We start from the raw sequence: 18,887 nt of genomic DNA on the forward strand, positions 1-18,887 counted from the left end.
GCATCGTCGACAGGTATGGTTGGAGAGTTTTCATTTGCGTGTTGCAGTATACTAAAGGCACCCGAATATGTCAAGCGGAAAAGTCGGAACTTGCGACTCGTTGCGTGCTCCCGTATATTGCGCGTACATTCCCACTGAGGAAACACTTATGTCTTCTTCCGCCGTGCCGATCCGCGTGCTCCGCCACTCCATTTTCCCGGTCGTGGTCACCTTGTGCACCCTCTTCGCCGCATGCCATACCCCGTTCACGGACCAGGAGATCCGCGATCTGGTCCAACGCGGTGAGTTCACCCGTGCGGACGCCGCCATCGCGGTCCGGTTGGCTCTGGACACGTCCCTGACGCCCGTTGCACGACAGGCCCTCGCGTTCGAACGCGAGCGCCTGGCCCGCATCCGTCTGGATTTCCGCGGCAAGGAGAAGGATGTCCGCGACTTCATCCTGAAGTGGATCCCGGATGCCCGGGACAGCGATTTCGAACGCTGGGAAGCGAGCGGCGCGCTGGAGATGATGGTGATCGACGGAAAGAAGTGGTACTTCAACTCGGCGGTGCGCAATCTTTTCCGGATCGACAGTGCGGCACGGCGCATCTGGCAGCAACGCCATCCCCATCCAACGGCATCAACGGGCCTTGCATCCGACAGCGGACTGGATGCGCATTGTTCGGCGATCGTGTCTGCCGGGCTTGCCTCAGGGAGGGTGCACGTCCTTCCGCGTCGATTCGAGATCGAGTATACGATCCGGGTGCGGCCCGGTGCCGTGCCTGCCGGCGAGATGGTCCGTTGCTGGCTCCCCTTCCCGCGTGAGATCCCCGGCCGTCAGGAACGCATCACCCTCCTTGCGACCGATCCACCACGCTCCATTCTGGCCGATACCTCACAGCTCCAGCGCACGGTCTACCTGGAACGTCCGGCCGCGGCGGATACCCCGACCGTCTTCCGCGTGCGCTACGCCTACACCTCGTTCGGTGTGTACCAGCCTGTCGATCCCGGGCGTGTCGTCCCCGCGGCATCCACCCCGGGCCTCGAGCCGTATCTGCGGGAGGAGCCGCCGCATATCCGCTTCACGCCGGAGTTGCGGGCGCTCAATGCGCAGATCGTCGGGACGGAAACGAACCCGGTGCTCATCGCGCGGCGCCTGTTCGATTGGACCTATGAGCACATTCCGTGGGCGAGTGCACGGGAGTATTCGACGATACCCTCATTGAGCGCGTACGCGTTCGAGAACCGGCACGGTGACTGCGGCATCCAGACCACATTCTTCATCACCCTGCTCCGGATGAATGGCATCCCTGCGCGCTGGCAGTCGGGATGGGAATTCCGGCCTCCGGAGGACAGTATGCATGATTGGGGGATGGTGTACTTCGCGCCCTACGGGTGGGTCCCCATGGATGTCACCTACGGGCCGCGGCGTTCCGCAGAGGAAGCCTTCCGCTACTTCTATCTGGGCGGGATGGATGCCTACCGGCTGATCTTCAACGACGCGACAGCAACGCCGTTCTCCCCTGCGAAGATCCACCCGCGTTCCGAGACATTGGATTCGCAGCGTGGGGAAGTGGAATGGAGTGGGGGGAATGTGTACTTCGACAAGTGGGACTGGGACATGAAGATGGAAATTAAGAATTAAGAATTCTTAGTTCTTAATTCTTCATTGGATCCTTCCTCAGCCGTAGGGACTCGGAGAAGTCGCCGGTGCCACCGTGGGAGTGCCGTACCGGTGCTCGTTCGCGGTCGTGACGTAGACTCCCGCCTGCCCGGGCAATGGGCAGCGCGTCTCGCAGATCCCGCAGCCGATGCAGAGCTCCTTGATCACGTAGGGATACTGCACCATCTTCTTCTCGCCCTCACGCGTCACGACCTCTTTCACGTCGAACTTGATGGCCTTGTCCGGCGTCGGGCAGTGTTCCTCACAGACGATGCAATCCGAATTGCGCGCGAACGGGATGCACAGGTTCTTGTCGAAATGCGCGAGCCCGATGGGTGTGTGCTGCTTCTCTTCCAGCGTGAGCGGGACGATCGCGTCGGTGGGGCAGACCTGGCCGCAGAGGTTGCAGTTGTACTCGCAGTAGCCTTCACGCATCACCGCCACAGGGAGCCAGAGCTCTTCGACCGACGAATGGATCGCGTCGGGTTGGAGGCAGCCGCCATTCGACCGGCAGATGCGGACGCATTCCAGGCAACGAATGCATTTGTCCGCGAATGCCGCTTCGGGAAGCGCACCGGGGGGGCGGACCTGACGGTTTCGTGACTCCCGGTTCGAGAACCCGATGTTCAGGAGGCCGATCGCAGCGATGCTCGCAAGGGATGTCTGCACCACCTGCCGGCGCGAGATGTCCACGGGTGTATGGTATGGCTTCCACCGCCACCGGTAGCTGATGGCTTTGATCTTGGGCGGGCAGACCGCACCGCAATTGAAGCAGTCGATGCACTCCACTTTGCTTGTCTGATGGACGTTCCCGCCGGGGATCGCGTTCATCTTGCATTCCACCTGGCATTTGTTGCAGACCGGGCAGGCTTCGCCCACCATCCGCTCGAACATCCGGAACTGTCCGAGGAAACCGAGCCAGGCACCTGCGGGGCAGATGTTCCTGCACCAGAACCTGCGCGACAGTTTTTCGGCCGCGAAGATACCGAGGATCAGCACGGAGATCCAGAAGACCTCCTGATGACGTGCCTGCGGCTCCGGCATGATGTACGCCTTGAACGGATCCAGCACGGCGTAGGCGATGTCTTCCATCCCGGGGATGCGGGCCACGCCCTGCAGTGCGGTGTCCACGAACAACGTGCCGAAGGGATAGAGGACAACGGTCAGGGCGCGGTTGAAGATCGACAGGGGATCGAGGTATCCCCAGACATGGATGTTCACAACGGCCAGGATCACGCAGCCGAGCAGGATCGCGAACTTGAGGAACCGGAGCTTCTCCCACTTCCCGCTCACGCGGTTGCTGGGCGATCCCACCACTTTGCTGGCAACATCGATGGAGGTGCCGAGCGGACAGATCCACCCGCAGAAGAAGCGTCCCAGGAAAGGCGTGAGCGCGAGGATGATGAATGCCGGCAGGAAGATGAGCGACAGCCGGTGGTCGGACAGGAACTCAAACAGGGGAATGAGCGGGCTCATCCTGAGAAGCACATCCGCGGGGAAGCCGGACGTGTACGGATACCGGGCCGCGAGGAAGAGCCCGAGGAACAGGAGGAGGAACAGGACCTGAACGACCCGCCGGATCTTCGCCGTCATGCCAACCGCACCTTTTTCATCTGAAGCGCATTCGTGTCGAACTTCGCAATGCCGCTCTTCACTGCCTGTGCCACGAGCGGGACGTCCTCGAGCTTCAAGCCGAAGAGGTCGATCGCAGTGCGGTCGGCGCTCACCGTGCAGGGACTCATGATAAGGGTGCGGGGCTGTTTGACGTGCGCCAGGTTGCCGCCCACGGGCCCGTTCGCCGTAAGGATCCGGTAGGCATCGATGATCGTCAGCGTCGGGAGGATCGTGCGGTCGATGTCGACGAGCTTCCGTGCAAAGTCGTTGTGCAGGTCGCCCCGGTTGCCGCCCATCACGCCCATCAGATTCTTGAGCCCGAGGGTGATGCGGCTGAGGCTATGGTGCTTCGCGATCGGGACGTTGATCACTTTATCCGCTTCGAGGTAGTCGCGGTAGATCTCCCATTCCTTCACGACATCGCCGTTGATGCTCTTCTTCACGAAGCGGGAATCGCGGATCTGGGAGACGTCGGCGCCGGCGCCCTTCGCGCTCGCTTCAATGCCGGAGTTGGTGTAGCAGCGGAGGGGATTGTTGCACGTGCGGTCGAACACTTTGACGGTCTTTGCGCCTGCGGCGTAACACGCGCTCACGATCGCGGCCACGAGGTCGGGGTTGGTGTTGGCAGCGTACTGCGGCGCGCGGTCCCACCCCATGTTGGGTTTCACGACGACCACATCGCCGCGGGAGATGAAGTGCTGCATGCCGCCGAATTCGTTCAGCGCGGCGGCCAGCAGTGCCGCCGGCTCCCCGTTCTCCACCCAGACCACCTGGGGTACGGCAGAGGCAGCGAAAAGGGAATCGAATGCGGTCGACGTGAGGGCGGCGCCGACGAGGCCCGCCCCTGTCCGTGCGAGGAATTGTCTGCGGTGCATACCTCTCTCCTCAGTGTGTTCCAACAAACCCGTTTCGTGATTGAGTATAGGGATTTTATTCGTTAAAATACACAATCCACTCACGGATCACCCTTCACACCTTCCGGGAGGACCTATGAACAAAGCAACTCATGCCGACCGCATCAGCCGTCGGGCATTCTGCCAGACAGCCGCCGTCGCCGGCACGGCACTCACCGTTCTCGGGACCCGCGGCATTGCCCAGGTCCAGGCTCCGCCCCAGAAGCCGTCCACGAACAGGGCGGATGCCATGAAGCATCCCCGAACCCCGCTGTCCATGCCCGGCGCGTACCCCGGGGCGGTGCAGCAGGTCAGTCATGCCGGCGTTCTCCGTGATGGTGTGCCCGATGCCGCCATCCTCGATGCGATGGTCTCGCGTGCCCTGCTCGGACTGACAGGCCTCACGGCCATCGATGATGCCTGGCGCACGTTCGTCGGGCCGAAGGATATCATCGGACTCAAAGTGAACCCGGTTGCGGGAAAGCTCCTCTCCACCAGCCCGGAGATCGTGGAGGTCATCATCCGTCAGCTCCAGCATGCAGGCATCCCGAAGGACCACATCGTGATATGGGACCGCAGGGAGTTCGAACTTGCGGATGCCGGCTTCACCGCGGAGCGGTTCCCCGGGATACGGCTCGTCGGGACCGAGCGGAAGGACACTGCCGGCTCGTTCACCAATGCAGACGGCGTGCTGCACAGCGAAGCGATGATCGACAGGGACTGGTTCTACTGGGCGGATTGTGAAGAGAAGTACGATGCAGAAACGCTTCCGTATATGGTGAATGAAGGGAAGCATTCCTACTTCACGCGCCTGGTCACGAAGGACCTCACCAAGATCATCAACATCCCGATCCTCAAGAATGCCGGCGCATCGGTCACGTTGTGCCTGAAGAATCTCGCCTACGGTGCGATCACGAACACCGGACGCCTGCACAAGCAGCTCTGGGCAGAGACCTGCGCGGAGGTGCCGGCGTTCCCGCCGTTGCGCGACAAGGTCGTGTTGAACATCGTGGACGGCATCAGGGGATGCTACAACGGTGGGCCGGGGGCCAACCCGCAATTCTTCACCGACTACAAGACGATCCTTGTGGGCACCGATCCCGTTGCCGTGGACCGGGTCGGTTATGACATCGTCATCAAGAAGAGGATCGACGAGAAGGTGCAGAAGGAAGACACGCCCCGTGGCCGGGCGTTCCTGCTGCTTGCCGAGCAGATGGGGCTCGGGACCGCGGACATGGCGAAGATCACGCTGGAGCACATGTCCCTCTCATGAAATGGCCGTTGCTTCTTGTGGTGATACCTGTGCTTGCGTATGCGCAAACGGTGCCGTCGTTGTTGCCGGGCGAGGGCGGCGGGCGCATCACCCGTACAGAAACCTATCAGGGCAGATCACTGTCCGGCTACATGAATGGCGGGGCGGAGCTCTTCCATGAGTATGGTTTCGTCGCGCTTTCGGTCCAGGATGTGGCCGTCGCGGGTGCCGGCGAGATCACCGTTGAAGTATTCCGGATGTCGTCCCCCCGTGCGGCTCTCGGCATCTACTCGGTGTCCCGCCACGGATGCATGGACGGCGATCCGGCGCTGTTCTACGTCTGTGAGGGGGCGTACCAGGTGCAGGGGACGGCACGGGAGAATTACATCAGGATCCAGAGCGGTACGGATACGCCTGCCGCACGGAAGGCGCGGCGCGTCCTCTTTGCTGCACTTGTGGGGCGCCTCGGACAGGAGAAGGTCGCGCTCTCGTCCTACTTCCGGAGCAGCAGCGATGTGATCCTCATGCATGGCCCTCTGGGAGTCCAGAATGGTATGCCCGATCTCGAGGAGGTTCTGGAAGGGAACGACGGATATACGGTCCAGGCCGTCTGGCCGGATACGTCGACGGCGGGATACGATCTGGTTGCGGAGATCACGTTCAGTTCCGATGATCTCATGAAGGCGTTCGCCGGACACTCCGGCGATGCGATGGAATGTAGCGGGGTCGCGGAATTCACCGCTCACAAGGGGTGGTGGATGCTCCGCTGTCCCGGGAACGTCGTCCGCTTCATGAAGGGGGCGCCGAACAGGGAACAGGCGGCCAGGATCCTGTTGGACGGCCCGCAAGGCCGATGAACGGAACCCGGATGCGCTGCGCATCGCGTGCGCAGCCGGTTTCCCTGGGGATATGACCGTGGTGGTCCATGCAGGAACGCTGTGACGAGAGAAGGAAGACTATGAAGCAATTCCTATCCGGTATCGAACTCTTTCGAGACCTGAGCGCCGAAGAACTCGGCCAGGTCGCGGCAACGTGCACGGCGCGTTCCCTCGACGCAGGGCAGGTGCTCTTCGAGGAGAATGCTGCACGCACAGGACTCTTCCTGATCCGCGAAGGGGAGGTGGAGTTGTTCAAGCGGACACCCTTCGGTGAGGAAAAACGGCTGGCGCATTTCCGTGCGGGCGATTTCCTTGGCGAAGGGGTCCTGATGAATGAGGACCCGCATTCGACCTCAGCCCGTGCGTTGATCCATGCCGAGGTCCTCGTCCTCGATGCCGTCCGGTTGGGAGCGCTCCTGAGGATGCAACCCACCATCGGCGTGAAGGTCCTCTCCCGCACGGCCCGCGTCATCGTCCGGCGCATGCGCTCGACGACGGCCCGGGTGATCGATGAGAATGCACAATACGTGTCCGGCCGCACGCGCCGCGAGCATGATCTCCTCGGCGAACGCGATGTGCCGCACGAATATTACTATGGCATCCAGACGCTCCGTGCGCTGGAGAATTTTCCCATCTCTGGGGTGACGCTGGACCTCTACCCTGCGTTGATCGAAGCGCTGGCGTGGGTCAAGATGGCCTCGGCTCGCGCCAATCAGGAATTGGGGTTGATATCGACGCCGATCGCGGATGCGATAGTCCGGGCTTGCGAAGAGATCATCGATGGCAAACTGCATAACCAGTTCGTGGTGGACATGATCCAGGGCGGGGCCGGGACCTCGACCAACATGAATGCGAACGAGGTCATTGCCAATCGTGCTCTCGAGTTGCTCGGCCACGAGAAGGGCGACTATGCTCACTGCCATCCGAACAATCATGTGAACTGCTCGCAGTCGACGAATGATGCCTATCCCACGTCACTCAAGCTCGCGATCATCAGGAGCAATGAGAAGCTGATCGTGGTCCTCCTGCAGCTCATCGCGTCGTTCCGGGCAAAGGCCGTGGAGTTCGGTGGGGTGATCAAGATGGGGCGCACCCAGTTGCAGGATGCCGTGCCGATGACGTTAGGGCAGGAATTCGAAGCCTATGCCGCCACGCTCGCGGAAGAGGTGGAGCGGCTCGAACAGAACGCGCGGTTGTTCCTGGAGATCAATCTCGGCGGCACGGCGATCGGCACCGGCATCAATGCGGAACCGGGGTACGGGGAGAAGGCCGTGGAATATTTGCGTGAAGCTACCGGACTTCCCTTCGTGTTGGCACCGAACCTGGTGGAGGCGACGCAGGACACCGGCGCATTCGTGATCTATTCGTCGGCGGTCAAGCGGCTTGCGGTGAAGCTGTCCAAGATCTGCAATGACCTCCGGCTGTTGTCCTCCGGACCGCGTGCGGGCATCAACGAGATCAACCTCCCGAAGATGCAGCCCGGCTCCTCGATCATGCCGGGCAAGGTGAACCCGGTGATACCGGAAGTGGTGAACCAGATCGCGTTCAAGGTGATCGGGAATGACCTCACCGTGACGATGGCGGCAGAAGCCGGCCAGCTCGAGTTGAATGTGATGGAGCCGGTGATCGCCGAGTGCATCTTCGAGTCGATCGAGATGTTGAAGAACGGGATGGCGACGCTGAAGCATCGCTGTGTCGACGGCATCACCGCGAACGTCCGCCGATGCCGCGCGATGGTGGAACGGAGCATCGGGCTGGTCACCGCCCTGAACCCCGTCCTGGGCTATGAGACATGTACCACGCTTGCCAGGATCGCACTCGAAGAGGACAGGAGCGTCTATGACCTGGTCCTCGAGCGCGGACTGCTCTCGCGAGAAGAACTTGACCGGCTTCTCGACCCCGAGACCATGCTTGCACCTCACCGTACGAAAGGGCATTGACCGATGATGCGAGCCATGCGGATCACTTCCTTCCTGGTGTGCCTGTCCATTCTCGCCGGGAACGGCCGCCTCCATGCCGGTGATGTCCCGCGTGCGCCGATCGTGCAGCACGGGTACCAGCGGGTGACGACGCATGAGGAGTTGTTGCGGTACCTCGGCCAGCTCGCGGGGCCGGGGAGTGTGATCCGGGTGGACACGATCGGCACGACCACACAGGGGCGCCCGATACCCATGGTGGTGATCTCGACCGGAGCGTCGACCTCCAAACTGCGCGTCATGGTGTTCTGCTCGCAGCATGGGAATGAGCCGTCGGGCAAAGAGGCCGCGCTGATGCTCCTGGAGCGGATCGCCCGGGGCGAGATGAACGGGATCCTGGCATCGATCGATCTCTGGCTCGTGCCATCGTCGAATCCCGATGGCAATGAGTTACAACAACGGTGGAACGGCATCGGGAAGGACCTCAACCGGGACCATCTGATCCTCATGCAGCCGGAGACGCGCGCCCTGCATGATGTGTACGATCGCATCCTCCCGGAAGCGACGCTGGACGTTCACGAATTTCAACCTGTTGGGAAGGCCTGGGAGGACGTTGGTTACTACCGCGTCATCGATGAACAGTGGGGCGCTCCCACGAACCCCAACGTGGATGTGTGGCTCCGGCGGTATGGCGTCGAGACCATGTTCCCGGCATTGAGGGCCGGCCTCGAGGCCGATGGATTCCGCTTCTACAATTATACGATCATCAGTACACCGGCCGACACCATGCGTCACAGCACCACGAACGTGAACGACGGCCGGCAGAGTCTGGCGAGCCAGGGCTCGTACTCGTTCATCCTGGAAGGCCGGAACGGCAGAACATTCCATGATGAGATCGAGCGGCGGACAAAGGGGCAGCTCTCCGCGCTGACGCATTACCTGACGTTCATCGGCCAGAATGCCGGCACGATCCGTGCGAAGGTCCAGGCTGCGCGTGCCACCATCCCGGTGAGCCGCGACTCGGTCGTCCTTCTGGCGGAATATCTCTTCACGGGCGAGGCGATGCCGATGCCCGTCCGGACGATCGCCGGCGGCAAGGACTCGGTCATCCGGGTATTGCACCGGAGTATCCCGACCCCGATGGTGCGCACGGCGCGGCCCGCGGCGTATGTGATCCCCGCGGCGCAGCGCGGACTGATCGAGTTGATGCAGCGTCACAGGGTGGCCATGCGGACCCTGACCACACCGACGAAGATGCTTGTGGAGGTGCAGACGGTAGTGCGATGGAACACGCGCATCTTCGAAGAGGATGACACACTCTTTCCGGACATCGTGCGGAGTGAAGCCGAGAAGGAGTTCGCTGCCGGCGATGTGATCGTTCCGCTCGACCAACTCAAGTCGGTGCTCATCATGCTCGCGCTCGAGCCGGCGTCCGTGTGGGGTGTTGTCCAGTACGAGCCCTTCGCTTCGCTGCGCGCAGTGGGCACCGAGTACCCCGTGTACCGGGTTCTTCAGTCTCCCTAGGTCCCCTCGCGGCCATCTGTGGCGCTAAAACGTGACCATGGTCACGCAGGATATCTCCTGCGTGTGCCGGGTCGCGTGCGCTGGCTCACACCTCCTTCCAATTTCACCGCCGGCCCTTGCGTGTCCCGTTTGCTTTCTCTACGTTGCATCGGGAAGTCACATCTGAAGATAGGGGGGACATGGCGCGTCGCCTTCCCGGGCGTTCACCATCGGTCCTCGCCGCACTCCGCATCTCTTATCCATACCTATTCATTCGTCGGTCATCGCTCAAAGGACCATCCCATGAAGCAAGGGAATACTGTCTCCGGCAGTACGCCAATCATTATGCTCGGCGTGCTCTTCACCGCTCTCACGCTGCTGTCAACTCCTGCGCTCGCGCAGAGAGGACTGCAGTTCAACGGCAGCAATCAGTATGTGACATTCGGGAGCGCGTCATCGCTCGGTGCAGGTTCGTTCACTCTGGAGTGCTGGTTCATGCGGACCGGGGCGGGTGTCGCGACCTCGACAGGCTCGGGCGGGATCTCTGCGGTCCCACTTGTCACGAAAGGCCGCGCTGAGGCCGACAACAGTCTGGTGGACATGAACTACTTCCTCGGCATTCAGGATGGGACCGGTGTCTTGACCGCCGACTTCGAAGAAGGGACGGCCACGGCAAGTCCGGGATTGAATCATCCCGTCTTCGGCGTCACTCCGGTGAGTTACAATGTCTGGCATCATGCGGCCGTGACATATGACACCACCAGCAGGCGCTGGCAACTCTTCCTGAATGGGGTCCTGGAAAAGGACACCGTTCTTCAGGCCGGCCGGAGGGTGCCGCAGTTCAACAGCACCCAGCACGCAGGGATCGGCACGGCGATGACCTCGGCGGGGACTGCGGCAGGATTCCTGAATGGATCGATCGACGAAGTCCGGATCTGGAATGTTCCGCGTACCCAGGCGGAGATCCAGGGAGCAATGCTCACCGAACTGAGTTCGGGGACAGGGTTGCTCGGACGGTGGGGCATGAATGAGGGATCCGGATCCACGATCGCGAACGCGGTCGGGGGTGGCATGTCAGGGACCCTGACGGGTTCACCGACATGGATCAACCCGGGCACCACGTTCGCACTACCGACAGCGACCGCTTTTAATATCTCCTCCGGGACCAGTGCCTATGTCACGTTCGGGACTGGCACCACGATGAACGCCGCGACCTTCACGATCGAGACATGGTTCCGGCGCGAAGCAGCGGGAACCACCGTCAGCACCGGAACGGGCGGGATCGCTGCGGCCATTCCGCTGGTGACCAAGGGGACATCCGAATCGGAAGCGCCCTCGGTCGACATCAACTACTTTCTTGGTATCAACACCTCGGGAAATGTCCTGTGTGCCGACTTTGAGGAAGGTGCGAGCGGTTCCTCCCCGAGTCTGAATCACCCTGTCTCCGGCACCACGGCCATACTGAACAATGTCTGGTACCACGCAGCGGCGACGTACGACGGCACGTCGTGGCGCCTTTATCTGAACGGGGATCTGGAAGCAGAGTTGTCGGTCGGCCAGCCGGCGGCATCAGCGACGACCGCCCGTTGGCCCTGGCAACATCTATCCGATCGAATGGCACGACCATCCAGGGATACTTTGCAGGGCGTCTGGATGAGGTCCGCATCTGGAACTCCGCACGGTCACAAACCCAGGTCCGCTCCACCATCAACGACCGCATTGCGGCGCCACAGGCAGGCTTGATCGGACGCTGGGGGCTGGATGAGGCCGCCGGCCGGACCGTGAATGCTTCCGCTGGCACAACGGCGAATGGTACCATTCCCGCGGCCACCTGGAACTTCGGATGGGTGGGAGGCGCTCCCTTCAATATCAGCACGAACACTCCTCCGTCCGCTTCGGGCGTCACGGTCACTGGTACACCTGCTCTGAAACAGGTGCTCACGGGGTCCTACTCGTATGTGGACGCCGAAGGAGATCTCGAAAGCGGGACTACCTATCGTTGGCTTCGGAACGGGACCCCGATTGCCGGCGCGACGTCGATCACCTATAGTCCTCTGATCGCGGATGCCGGGACTCTGCTGAGCTTTGAGGTGACACCGCGCGCAGCATCGGGTTCACCCACAGGGGTTCCCGTCGTGTCGGCCGCGGTTGGACCTGTGACAGGGACGCCCGATGCTCTTTCCTTTGGCGGCACCAATGCCTATGTCACCTTTGGTACCGGGACGGGACTGAACCTTCCGACCTTTACCATTGAAACATGGTTCAAGCGGACGGGCTCGGGTGTTTCCAATACCACCGGGACGGGTGGCCTCGATGCGATCCCGCTGATCGCCAAAGGTGCTGCAGAGGCGGAGGTCGCGACCATCGATATCAATTACTTCCTCGGGATCCGCGCGTCCGATGGTGTGCTGTGCGCAGATTTTGAGGAAGGAGCTGCCGGTACGGCCCCGAGCCAGAATCATCCGGTGGCCGGAGTGACCCCGATCCAGAACAATGAGTGGTATCATGCTGCTGCGACGTACGACGGGACCACCTGGAAGCTCTATCTGAACGGGGCTCTCGATGCAACGCTTGTCGTCGGGCAGCCGGTGGCATCCACGACGACCTCACCGACCGCGCTGGCGACATCACTCCGGTCGAATGGCACCACGGCCCAGGGATTCTTCCATGGAGTGATGGATGAAGTGCGCCTCTGGAATGGCGCGCGCACGCAGAGTGAGATCCAATCGACGCTCAATCTGCAGATCGTCACTCCGCAATCGGATCTGGTGGCCCGCTGGTCGCTGGATGAAGGGGCCGGCACAACGGTCTCCGGCTCCGCGGGCACCTCGTGGTCAGGAACGGTCACCGGGGCCAACTTCGCCTGGGAGGTGGGAGCTCCCTTCTCGTTGTCGCCGAACCAGCCACCGGGCGCAACCAATGTTGTGGTCTCTGGCACGCCTGTCGTCGGTCAGATGCTGAGCGGAGGTTATACCTATGCGGATCCCGATGGCGATCCCGAGGGGGTCTCGCTTTTCCGCTGGCTCCGCAACGGCGTGGCGATCGCAGGTGCAACGTCGCTCAGCTACACGTTGAGCCAGGACGACGCTGGCAAGGTGTTGGTGTTCGAGGTGACCCCGGTGGCTGCCGTCGGTGCAAGCATCGGAACTCCTGTGGAGAGTGCGCCGGCCGGACCGGTCGGATCATCGGGAGTCACGTCGATCACGTTGCAGAATGGACTGAATGGCTATGCAGGAATGATCGATACGCATATCCGCGAGGCCGCACCGTCGACCTCCCATGGCTCATTGGAATCGGTCGAATGGGATTCCACCGAGTCCAATGTCGCAAACACACGGAAGTATGCGCTCTTCCGCTTCGAGGATCTGGTTGGAGCGGGAAAGATCCCGGCGAACGCGACGATCGCCCAGGCAGCCCTGGTCTATGATGTCTGGGATACCGGAGACTCCGGTCTGGTGTACGAATCTGCGCTGGACTGGACCGAGGATGTCACGTATAATGCCTTCGGATCAACGCCCGGCGTGCAAGCTGCCGATCTCGGACTGTTCGTCGGCGTTGCCGGTGGAGGATCTCTCGGCACACGGTCTGTCGATGTGACCGCAAGCCTCGGCCGCTGGATCGCAACGCCTTCTGCAAATCATGGTTGGATCGTCATGTATCGCGGGCCTGATGGCAGCAAGGTACGGTCGAGCGAGTATCCGACGATCGCGCAGCGCCCCCGCCTCATCATCACGTATAGCGCGGGTGCCCCGTTGATGCCCGTCCTCGTGGGCCCGGCAGATGGCAGTACCGGGACAGGGACGTCGCCTCTCCTTCACGTCACGGTGAGTGATCCTGATCTTGATTCCCTCACGGTGAAATTCTACGGCCGCGCTGCCGGCGTGTCTGCCCAGCCTGATTTCACGATCGCAGGGCTTCCGGATACGCAGTACTATACGGCGGAGAGCAACGGTGGATCGAATGCGATCTTCAAGGCGCAGACCCAGTGGATCGCGGCCAATGCCGGAACCCGGAACATCGTGTACGTCCAGCACTTCGGCGATGTCACGAATACCGGCAGCAGTGAGCCGGAGTGGAAACGCGCCGATACGACGATGTCGTTCCTGGAATCGCCGGCACCGGGGCTGCCCTATGGGATCAGCATCGGCAATCACGACCAGATCGGCGGCACGGCCCTCTACAATCAGTACTTCGGGACCGCCCGATTCTCCGGCCGCCCGTACTATGGCGGTTCGTTCGGACCGACCAATGAGAGCCACTTCGTTCTGTTCTCCGCCGGGACCCTGCAGTTCATTGCGCTGAGTCTGAACTACTCGACGCCGATGAATCCGGCGATGCTACACTGGGCGGACAGTCTGCTGAAAGCCCATGGAGACAGGAGGGCGATCGTGGGTTCGCATTCGATCATCGGTACGGGGAACCCGGCCTCGTTCTCTTCCGAAGGACAGGTGTTGTATGATTCACTCAAAGACAATCCAAATCTGTTCCTGATGCTCTGCGGGCATGTGCCGGGTGAAGGCCGCCGGGCCGATACGTACAACGGCCATACGGTCCATACCCTTCTCGCCGATTTCCAGAGCTTCACCAATGGCGGGAACGGCTGGATGCGGTTGCTCGAATTCTCCCCGTCGAACAATCTGATCACGGTGAAGACGTACTCCCCCACGCTCGGCCAGTATGACACCGACGCAACGAGTCAGTTCACCCTGCCGTACGATATGCAATCCGCGGCACCGGGTACGTTCCAGTTGCTCGGTACCGTTGGGTCCGTCGCATCCGGTGGCTCCGCCCAGCTGGTCTGGCCTGCACTGGCTCCGGAAACGCTGCATGAATGGTACGTGACGGTGGGAGATTCGAGCACCACGACGATCGGGGCGACGTGGAGTTTTTCGACCGGCACAAGTATCTCCGCGGACCTGAAGGTCATGCTGCAGGGGCCGTTCGTCGCCGACTCGATGTCGACCACGCTGGCGTCGGCGGGATATCTCCCGTTGGTCCAGCCCTATAGTGCCGCACCCTGGTCTCACGGTGGTGGCGAGTCGGTTTCCTCCATTCCCACGGGTGTCGTGGACTGGGTGCTTCTGGAACTGCGCACGGGTACAACGGGTGCGACGAAAGTGGCGACGCGCGCGGCGTTCATCAAGAGCAATGGAGCGATCACGGACCTCGATGGCATATCTCCGGTCCAATTCTCCGGCTTGCCTGCAGGCTCTTACTTCGTGGTGGTGTACCATCGGAACCACCTTGCCGTGATGAGCGCGGCAACGGTGGCTCTTGCAGCATCGAGCGAGCCCTATGACTTCACCACCGGGCCTGACAAGTACTATGGCGGCGACGCGAAGGAAGTGGCGACAGGCGTGTATGGTATGTGGGCCGGGGATGTGACGGGCAACGGCATCGTGAAGTACAACCTTGGCGGGAACGATCGCCTGCCCATATTCCAGCGTGTCGGCGGTACCAATGTGAATGCGACGGTGAACGGGTATTACCCTGAAGATGTGAACTTGAACGGCCAGGTGAAATACAATCTCGGCGGGAACGACCGTCTGATCGTCTTCCAGGTGGTAGGCGGGACGAACGTCAATGCCACCCGGTCCACCAGAGTTCCGAACTAACGATATCCAGGAGAAAAGGACAATGAAAAGACTCTTAGTGATCGCTGTAGTGATGATCCTGATGTCAGGGATCGTGATGGCGGCCGTGACCGTCCGTGCCGGTATCTTCAGCGCGGGGACACAGACCATCAATGTGATGGCCAAGCCGGTGGGGGGTGGTGTGATATCCACCATTTCCTCGATATCGATCCCGATCGCCTGGGAGACGGCATCGGGGATCACGATCACGAATGTGGATTATGCGCCCGGTCTGCAGCAGACCGATGTGGGGACCTCGGGCATCTATTCCTATGCGGTGTACAGCCTCATGCCGGGCACGGCCATCACGTGGGCCGAGGGGAGCGAGAATGTGATCCTGACGCTGACGATCTCAGGCACAGGCCCGGCGCTCATGATGCTGAATGACGTGTCGGGTGTGGGCTGGTACTTCGAGACAGGCCTCGGGGATCTGACGGACTATGGGACCCCGTTCTATGTGAACTCCACCGAACTGGCCTTGCCGGTAACGCTCACCTCGTTCGCGGCGAAACTCATGCAGAACGGCACGGGTGTCGTGCTCCAGTGGGCAACGGCAAGCGAGGTGAACAATTACGGGTACACCGTCCAGCGCAAGGCCGAGGCGGACGAGACGTTCACGGATGTTGCGGGAGCGTTCGTTGAAGGCCATGGCACCACGGTCGAGCCGCAGACGTACAGCTACACCGACAACAGCGTGCTGGCGGCAGGGAAGTACCAGTACCGGCTCAAGCAGCAGGACCTGAACGGCGCGGTGCAGTACTCGCAGAGCGTCATCGTCAACGTATCGGTCACGGACGTGGCGGAAGCGGCCCCGCGGGAGTTCGCGCTGATGCAGAACTATCCGAACCCGTTCAACCCGACCACGATGGTGAAGTTCTCGGTGCCATCCACCGGCCGGGCGACGATGAAGGTGTACAACACCGTGGGACAGGAAGTGGTGACGCTGTTCGAAGGTGTTGCCGAGGCCGGCCGGTACTATGCGGTGCCGTTCAATGCTGCAAGTCTGGCCTCAGGGGTGTACTTCTACAGGCTGGTGACGGAGCAGAAGACCGACGTCCGCAGGATGATGCTGGTGAAATAGTGTCAGGTGTTACTAACTAAAAGTGAATCACGTCCTGCCGCCAGGGACTGCTCCATATCCTTCGACGCCTGAACATCAATACGAGCCATGATCCGACACGGGGCGGGAGAGTCCTCCCCGCCCCGTGTCGGTTGGGCGAGTCGTTGCCGTCGAGGGCGATCCGGCCGCGATCGGTCGTGATTTTCATTGTGAAGTTCCCTACCTTAGAGCCATCCTTCCATTGACAGGTGCCGGTATGCTGATGCGAATGCAAGCGGTATTCGTTCTTGTTGTCCTGATCACACAGGCGGCTTTCAGTTGTACGTCTGCCGTCATCTCCGGCCGCGCGACACGGGACGGCCGGCCCATCCTCTGGAAACAGCGCGATACGGGTGTGCTCGAGAACAAACTCGTCTACGGTACGGGCGGCAGGTACCGGTACATCGGCGTCCACGATCAGACCGATGTCCATAATGAAGAGTGCTTCATGGGGAGCAATGAAGCAGGGTTCAGCATCATCAATACCGCATCGTATAACCTTCGTTACAAGACGTATGAGGGGAAGATGGACGAGGAGGGGAAGGTGATGCGTGAAGCACTGGCCACCTGCAGGACGCTTGCGGACTTCGAGCGCCTGCTTACGCGGACGGCGGGGGCGCGCGGTGTGGAAGCGAATTTCGGTGTGATCGATGCGTCAGGCGGTGCAGCGTACTATGAGACGGATCCGTATGCGTTCGTGAAATACGATGTCAATGACCCCGCGGTGGCCCCGCAGGGGTATCTCCTCCGCACCAACTTCTCCATGTCCGGCCCGGTCGACAAGGGCCAGGGGTACATCCGGTATCAAGCAGCATCCGATCTGTTCGCCTGGGCACGATTGGGGGATGGCCTCTCGGTGGAGATGATCCTCCTGGATGGCACATGCGACCTGAAGCACGCACTTGTCGGGACGGATCTGACGCGTGAACCACTCCCCGTGGATGAAGAGGCGCGGTCGATCGTCTATTTCGCGGACTTCATCCCGCGTTTCACTTCGGTCGGCTCCATGATCATTCAGGGAGTCCGGCAGGGCGAAGATGCCGCGGCGACCACGATGTGGACCGTTCTGGGTTCTCCGCTCACCACGCCCGTCATGCCGCTCTGGGTGGCGCATGCGGACCGCATCCCCGCCATGATGTTCTCCCACTCCTCGATGGCGGCGGCCTTGAATGCCCGGTCGCTTGCGTTGAAGGAACGGCTCTTCCCGATGAAGACCGCCGAGGGGCGGAACTATCTCGATCTGGCACGTGTGGTGAACCGCGCCGGCACCGGGACCGTCCAGCGCTTGCGACCGGTGGACAGGGAGATCATGCGGCGGACCGCCGCAGTGCCGCTGACGTCCACGGGACTCCGGGCTGCGGGCGATGTGGAATCACTGTACCGGTCCATCGGGCAGCTGATCCAGGAGTACTACCTCTCCTATGGATTATAACGTGAACAGGCCCTCCACACTCCTTCTTCTGGCGATGCTTATGGCTCATTCCGTTCATGCAGGTGCGCCTGCGGCCGACACGGTTGCCGCGCGCATTGCGCGCGTGGTGCAACGTGACTCCATCACGGTCCTGGTGACCGACTCCGGGCTCGGAGGGCTTGCCGTTGCCGCCGATCTCGACGCGCGTGTGCGGAAGACAGGCGCGTACGCGAAGGTCCGCATCATTTTCGCGAACGCACTCCCCGAATCGAACCGCGGCTACAACAGGATGAAGACCACGCAGCAAAAGGTGCGGGTCTTCAATGATGCCCTCGTGGGTATGGCGCGGGAGTATGCGCCCGATGTGATCCTTGTGGCATGCAATACCCTTTCCGTTCTCATTCCGCAGACGGCATTCGTCGCGGACTCGCCCATCCCCGTTCTGGGGATCGTGGGGACCGGCGTGGAAATGCTGCACGACCGGCTGGTTGCCGAGCCCGGATCCACAGCGATCATCTTCGGGACAGAGACCACGATCGGTGCCGGGACGCACCGGCGCATGTTGATCGAACGCGGCATCGATCCGGGACGGATCGTGACCCAGGCGTGTCCGAATCTTGCCGGAGCGATCGAGACCGACGCGTCGGGGAGCGCTGTCGCTACCGCGGTGCAGGGGTTCTCCGCCGAGGCTTCTTCCGCGATCGGCACCCGGGGTGGAAGGGTCCTGGCCGGCCTCTGCTGCACTCACTATGGCTATGCGGCCGACCGGTTCCGCGATGCGCTCGCGGCGAACGGCGCAGGGATGGTGGAGATCATCGATCCGAACACGCGGATGAATGATGTCCTTTTTCCGCCGGACCGCCGGCGCGTGACGCAAAGCCCGCTCTGCACCGTTGACGTCGTATCGCGTGCGGTCATCTCACCGGAAGAGAAGTCCTCGATCGGCGGATTGGTGGAGGCCGTGTCGCCAGCCACCGCTGCTGCATTGCGTACCTACCTCCTCAACAGAGATCTCTTTCCCTTCAACCCGGACGCCACGGAGTAGA

Annotated in this window: 11 protein-coding genes and 1 pseudogene; 10 read left to right on the top strand and 2 right to left on the bottom strand. The window is 61.6% G+C overall.

The annotated features are described in order from the left end of the window. Nucleotides 1-148 precede the first annotated feature (148 nt). Nucleotides 149-1,624 carry a transglutaminase domain-containing protein gene (locus tag IPI01_18185; GenBank protein ID MBK7259686.1) on the top strand — a complete coding sequence of 492 codons (1,476 nt, stop codon included), beginning with the start codon at nucleotides 149-151 and terminating at the stop codon, nucleotides 1,622-1,624. A 36-nt stretch (nucleotides 1,625-1,660) separates the two neighbouring features. On the opposite strand, the gene IPI01_18190 is transcribed toward IPI01_18185, so the two are convergent. Next, nucleotides 1,661-3,235, bottom strand: a complete 1,575-nt coding sequence (locus IPI01_18190) for a 4Fe-4S binding protein (protein ID MBK7259687.1) — start codon at nucleotides 3,233-3,235, stop codon at nucleotides 1,661-1,663. Then, a complete protein-coding gene (locus IPI01_18195; GenBank protein ID MBK7259688.1) occupies nucleotides 3,232-4,131 on the bottom strand; it encodes a DUF362 domain-containing protein in 900 nt (299 codons plus the stop codon). Before IPI01_18195 ends, IPI01_18190 begins: the two co-directional genes overlap by 4 nt. A 142-nt stretch (nucleotides 4,132-4,273) precedes the next feature. Between IPI01_18195 and IPI01_18200 the strand changes: the two genes are divergently transcribed. The 9 genes and pseudogenes from IPI01_18200 to IPI01_18240 all read left to right on the top strand — a co-directional run bounded on the left by IPI01_18200 (nucleotide 4,274) and on the right by IPI01_18240 (nucleotide 18,886). After that, nucleotides 4,274-5,422, top strand: a complete 1,149-nt coding sequence (locus IPI01_18200) for a DUF362 domain-containing protein (GenBank protein MBK7259689.1) — start codon at nucleotides 4,274-4,276, stop codon at nucleotides 5,420-5,422. Beyond that, nucleotides 5,419-6,258 carry a hypothetical protein gene (locus tag IPI01_18205; protein MBK7259690.1) on the top strand — a complete coding sequence of 280 codons (840 nt, stop codon included), beginning with the start codon at nucleotides 5,419-5,421 and terminating at the stop codon, nucleotides 6,256-6,258. The genes IPI01_18200 and IPI01_18205 overlap by 4 nt, the downstream gene beginning before the upstream one ends. A 101-nt stretch (nucleotides 6,259-6,359) precedes the next feature. Further along, nucleotides 6,360-8,219: an aspartate ammonia-lyase gene (aspA, locus tag IPI01_18210; protein ID MBK7259691.1), complete on the top strand. Its 1,860-nt coding sequence runs from the start codon at nucleotides 6,360-6,362 to the stop codon at nucleotides 8,217-8,219. 15 nt (nucleotides 8,220-8,234) lie between these two features. After that, nucleotides 8,235-9,719 carry a hypothetical protein gene (locus IPI01_18215; protein ID MBK7259692.1) on the top strand — a complete coding sequence of 495 codons (1,485 nt, stop codon included), beginning with the start codon at nucleotides 8,235-8,237 and terminating at the stop codon, nucleotides 9,717-9,719. Between the two features lie 282 nt (nucleotides 9,720-10,001). Beyond that, nucleotides 10,002-10,667 (top strand): annotated as a pseudogene (locus tag IPI01_18220) (LamG domain-containing protein). Nucleotides 10,668-11,284: 617 nt separating this feature from the next. After that, the gene (locus IPI01_18225; GenBank protein ID MBK7259693.1) at nucleotides 11,285-15,313 is read left to right on the top strand and encodes a DNRLRE domain-containing protein; all 4,029 of its coding nucleotides are present in this window, start codon (nucleotides 11,285-11,287) and stop codon (nucleotides 15,311-15,313) included. Between the two features lie 22 nt (nucleotides 15,314-15,335). Next, entirely contained in the window at nucleotides 15,336-16,412 is a 1,077-nt protein-coding gene (locus IPI01_18230; GenBank protein ID MBK7259694.1) for a T9SS type A sorting domain-containing protein, read from the top strand. A gap of 235 nt (nucleotides 16,413-16,647) precedes the next feature. Next, nucleotides 16,648-17,862, top strand: a complete 1,215-nt coding sequence (locus tag IPI01_18235) for a hypothetical protein (GenBank protein MBK7259695.1) — start codon at nucleotides 16,648-16,650, stop codon at nucleotides 17,860-17,862. Nucleotide 17,863: 1 nt separating this feature from the next. Next, nucleotides 17,864-18,886, top strand: a complete 1,023-nt coding sequence (locus IPI01_18240) for an aspartate/glutamate racemase family protein (protein ID MBK7259696.1) — start codon at nucleotides 17,864-17,866, stop codon at nucleotides 18,884-18,886. The last annotated feature ends 1 nt before the right edge of the window (nucleotide 18,887 follow it).

It is taken from the genome of Ignavibacteriota bacterium (assembly GCA_016707525.1).
In the GTDB taxonomy this organism is placed as follows: domain Bacteria; phylum Bacteroidota; class Ignavibacteria; order UBA10030; family UBA6906; genus JAGDMK01.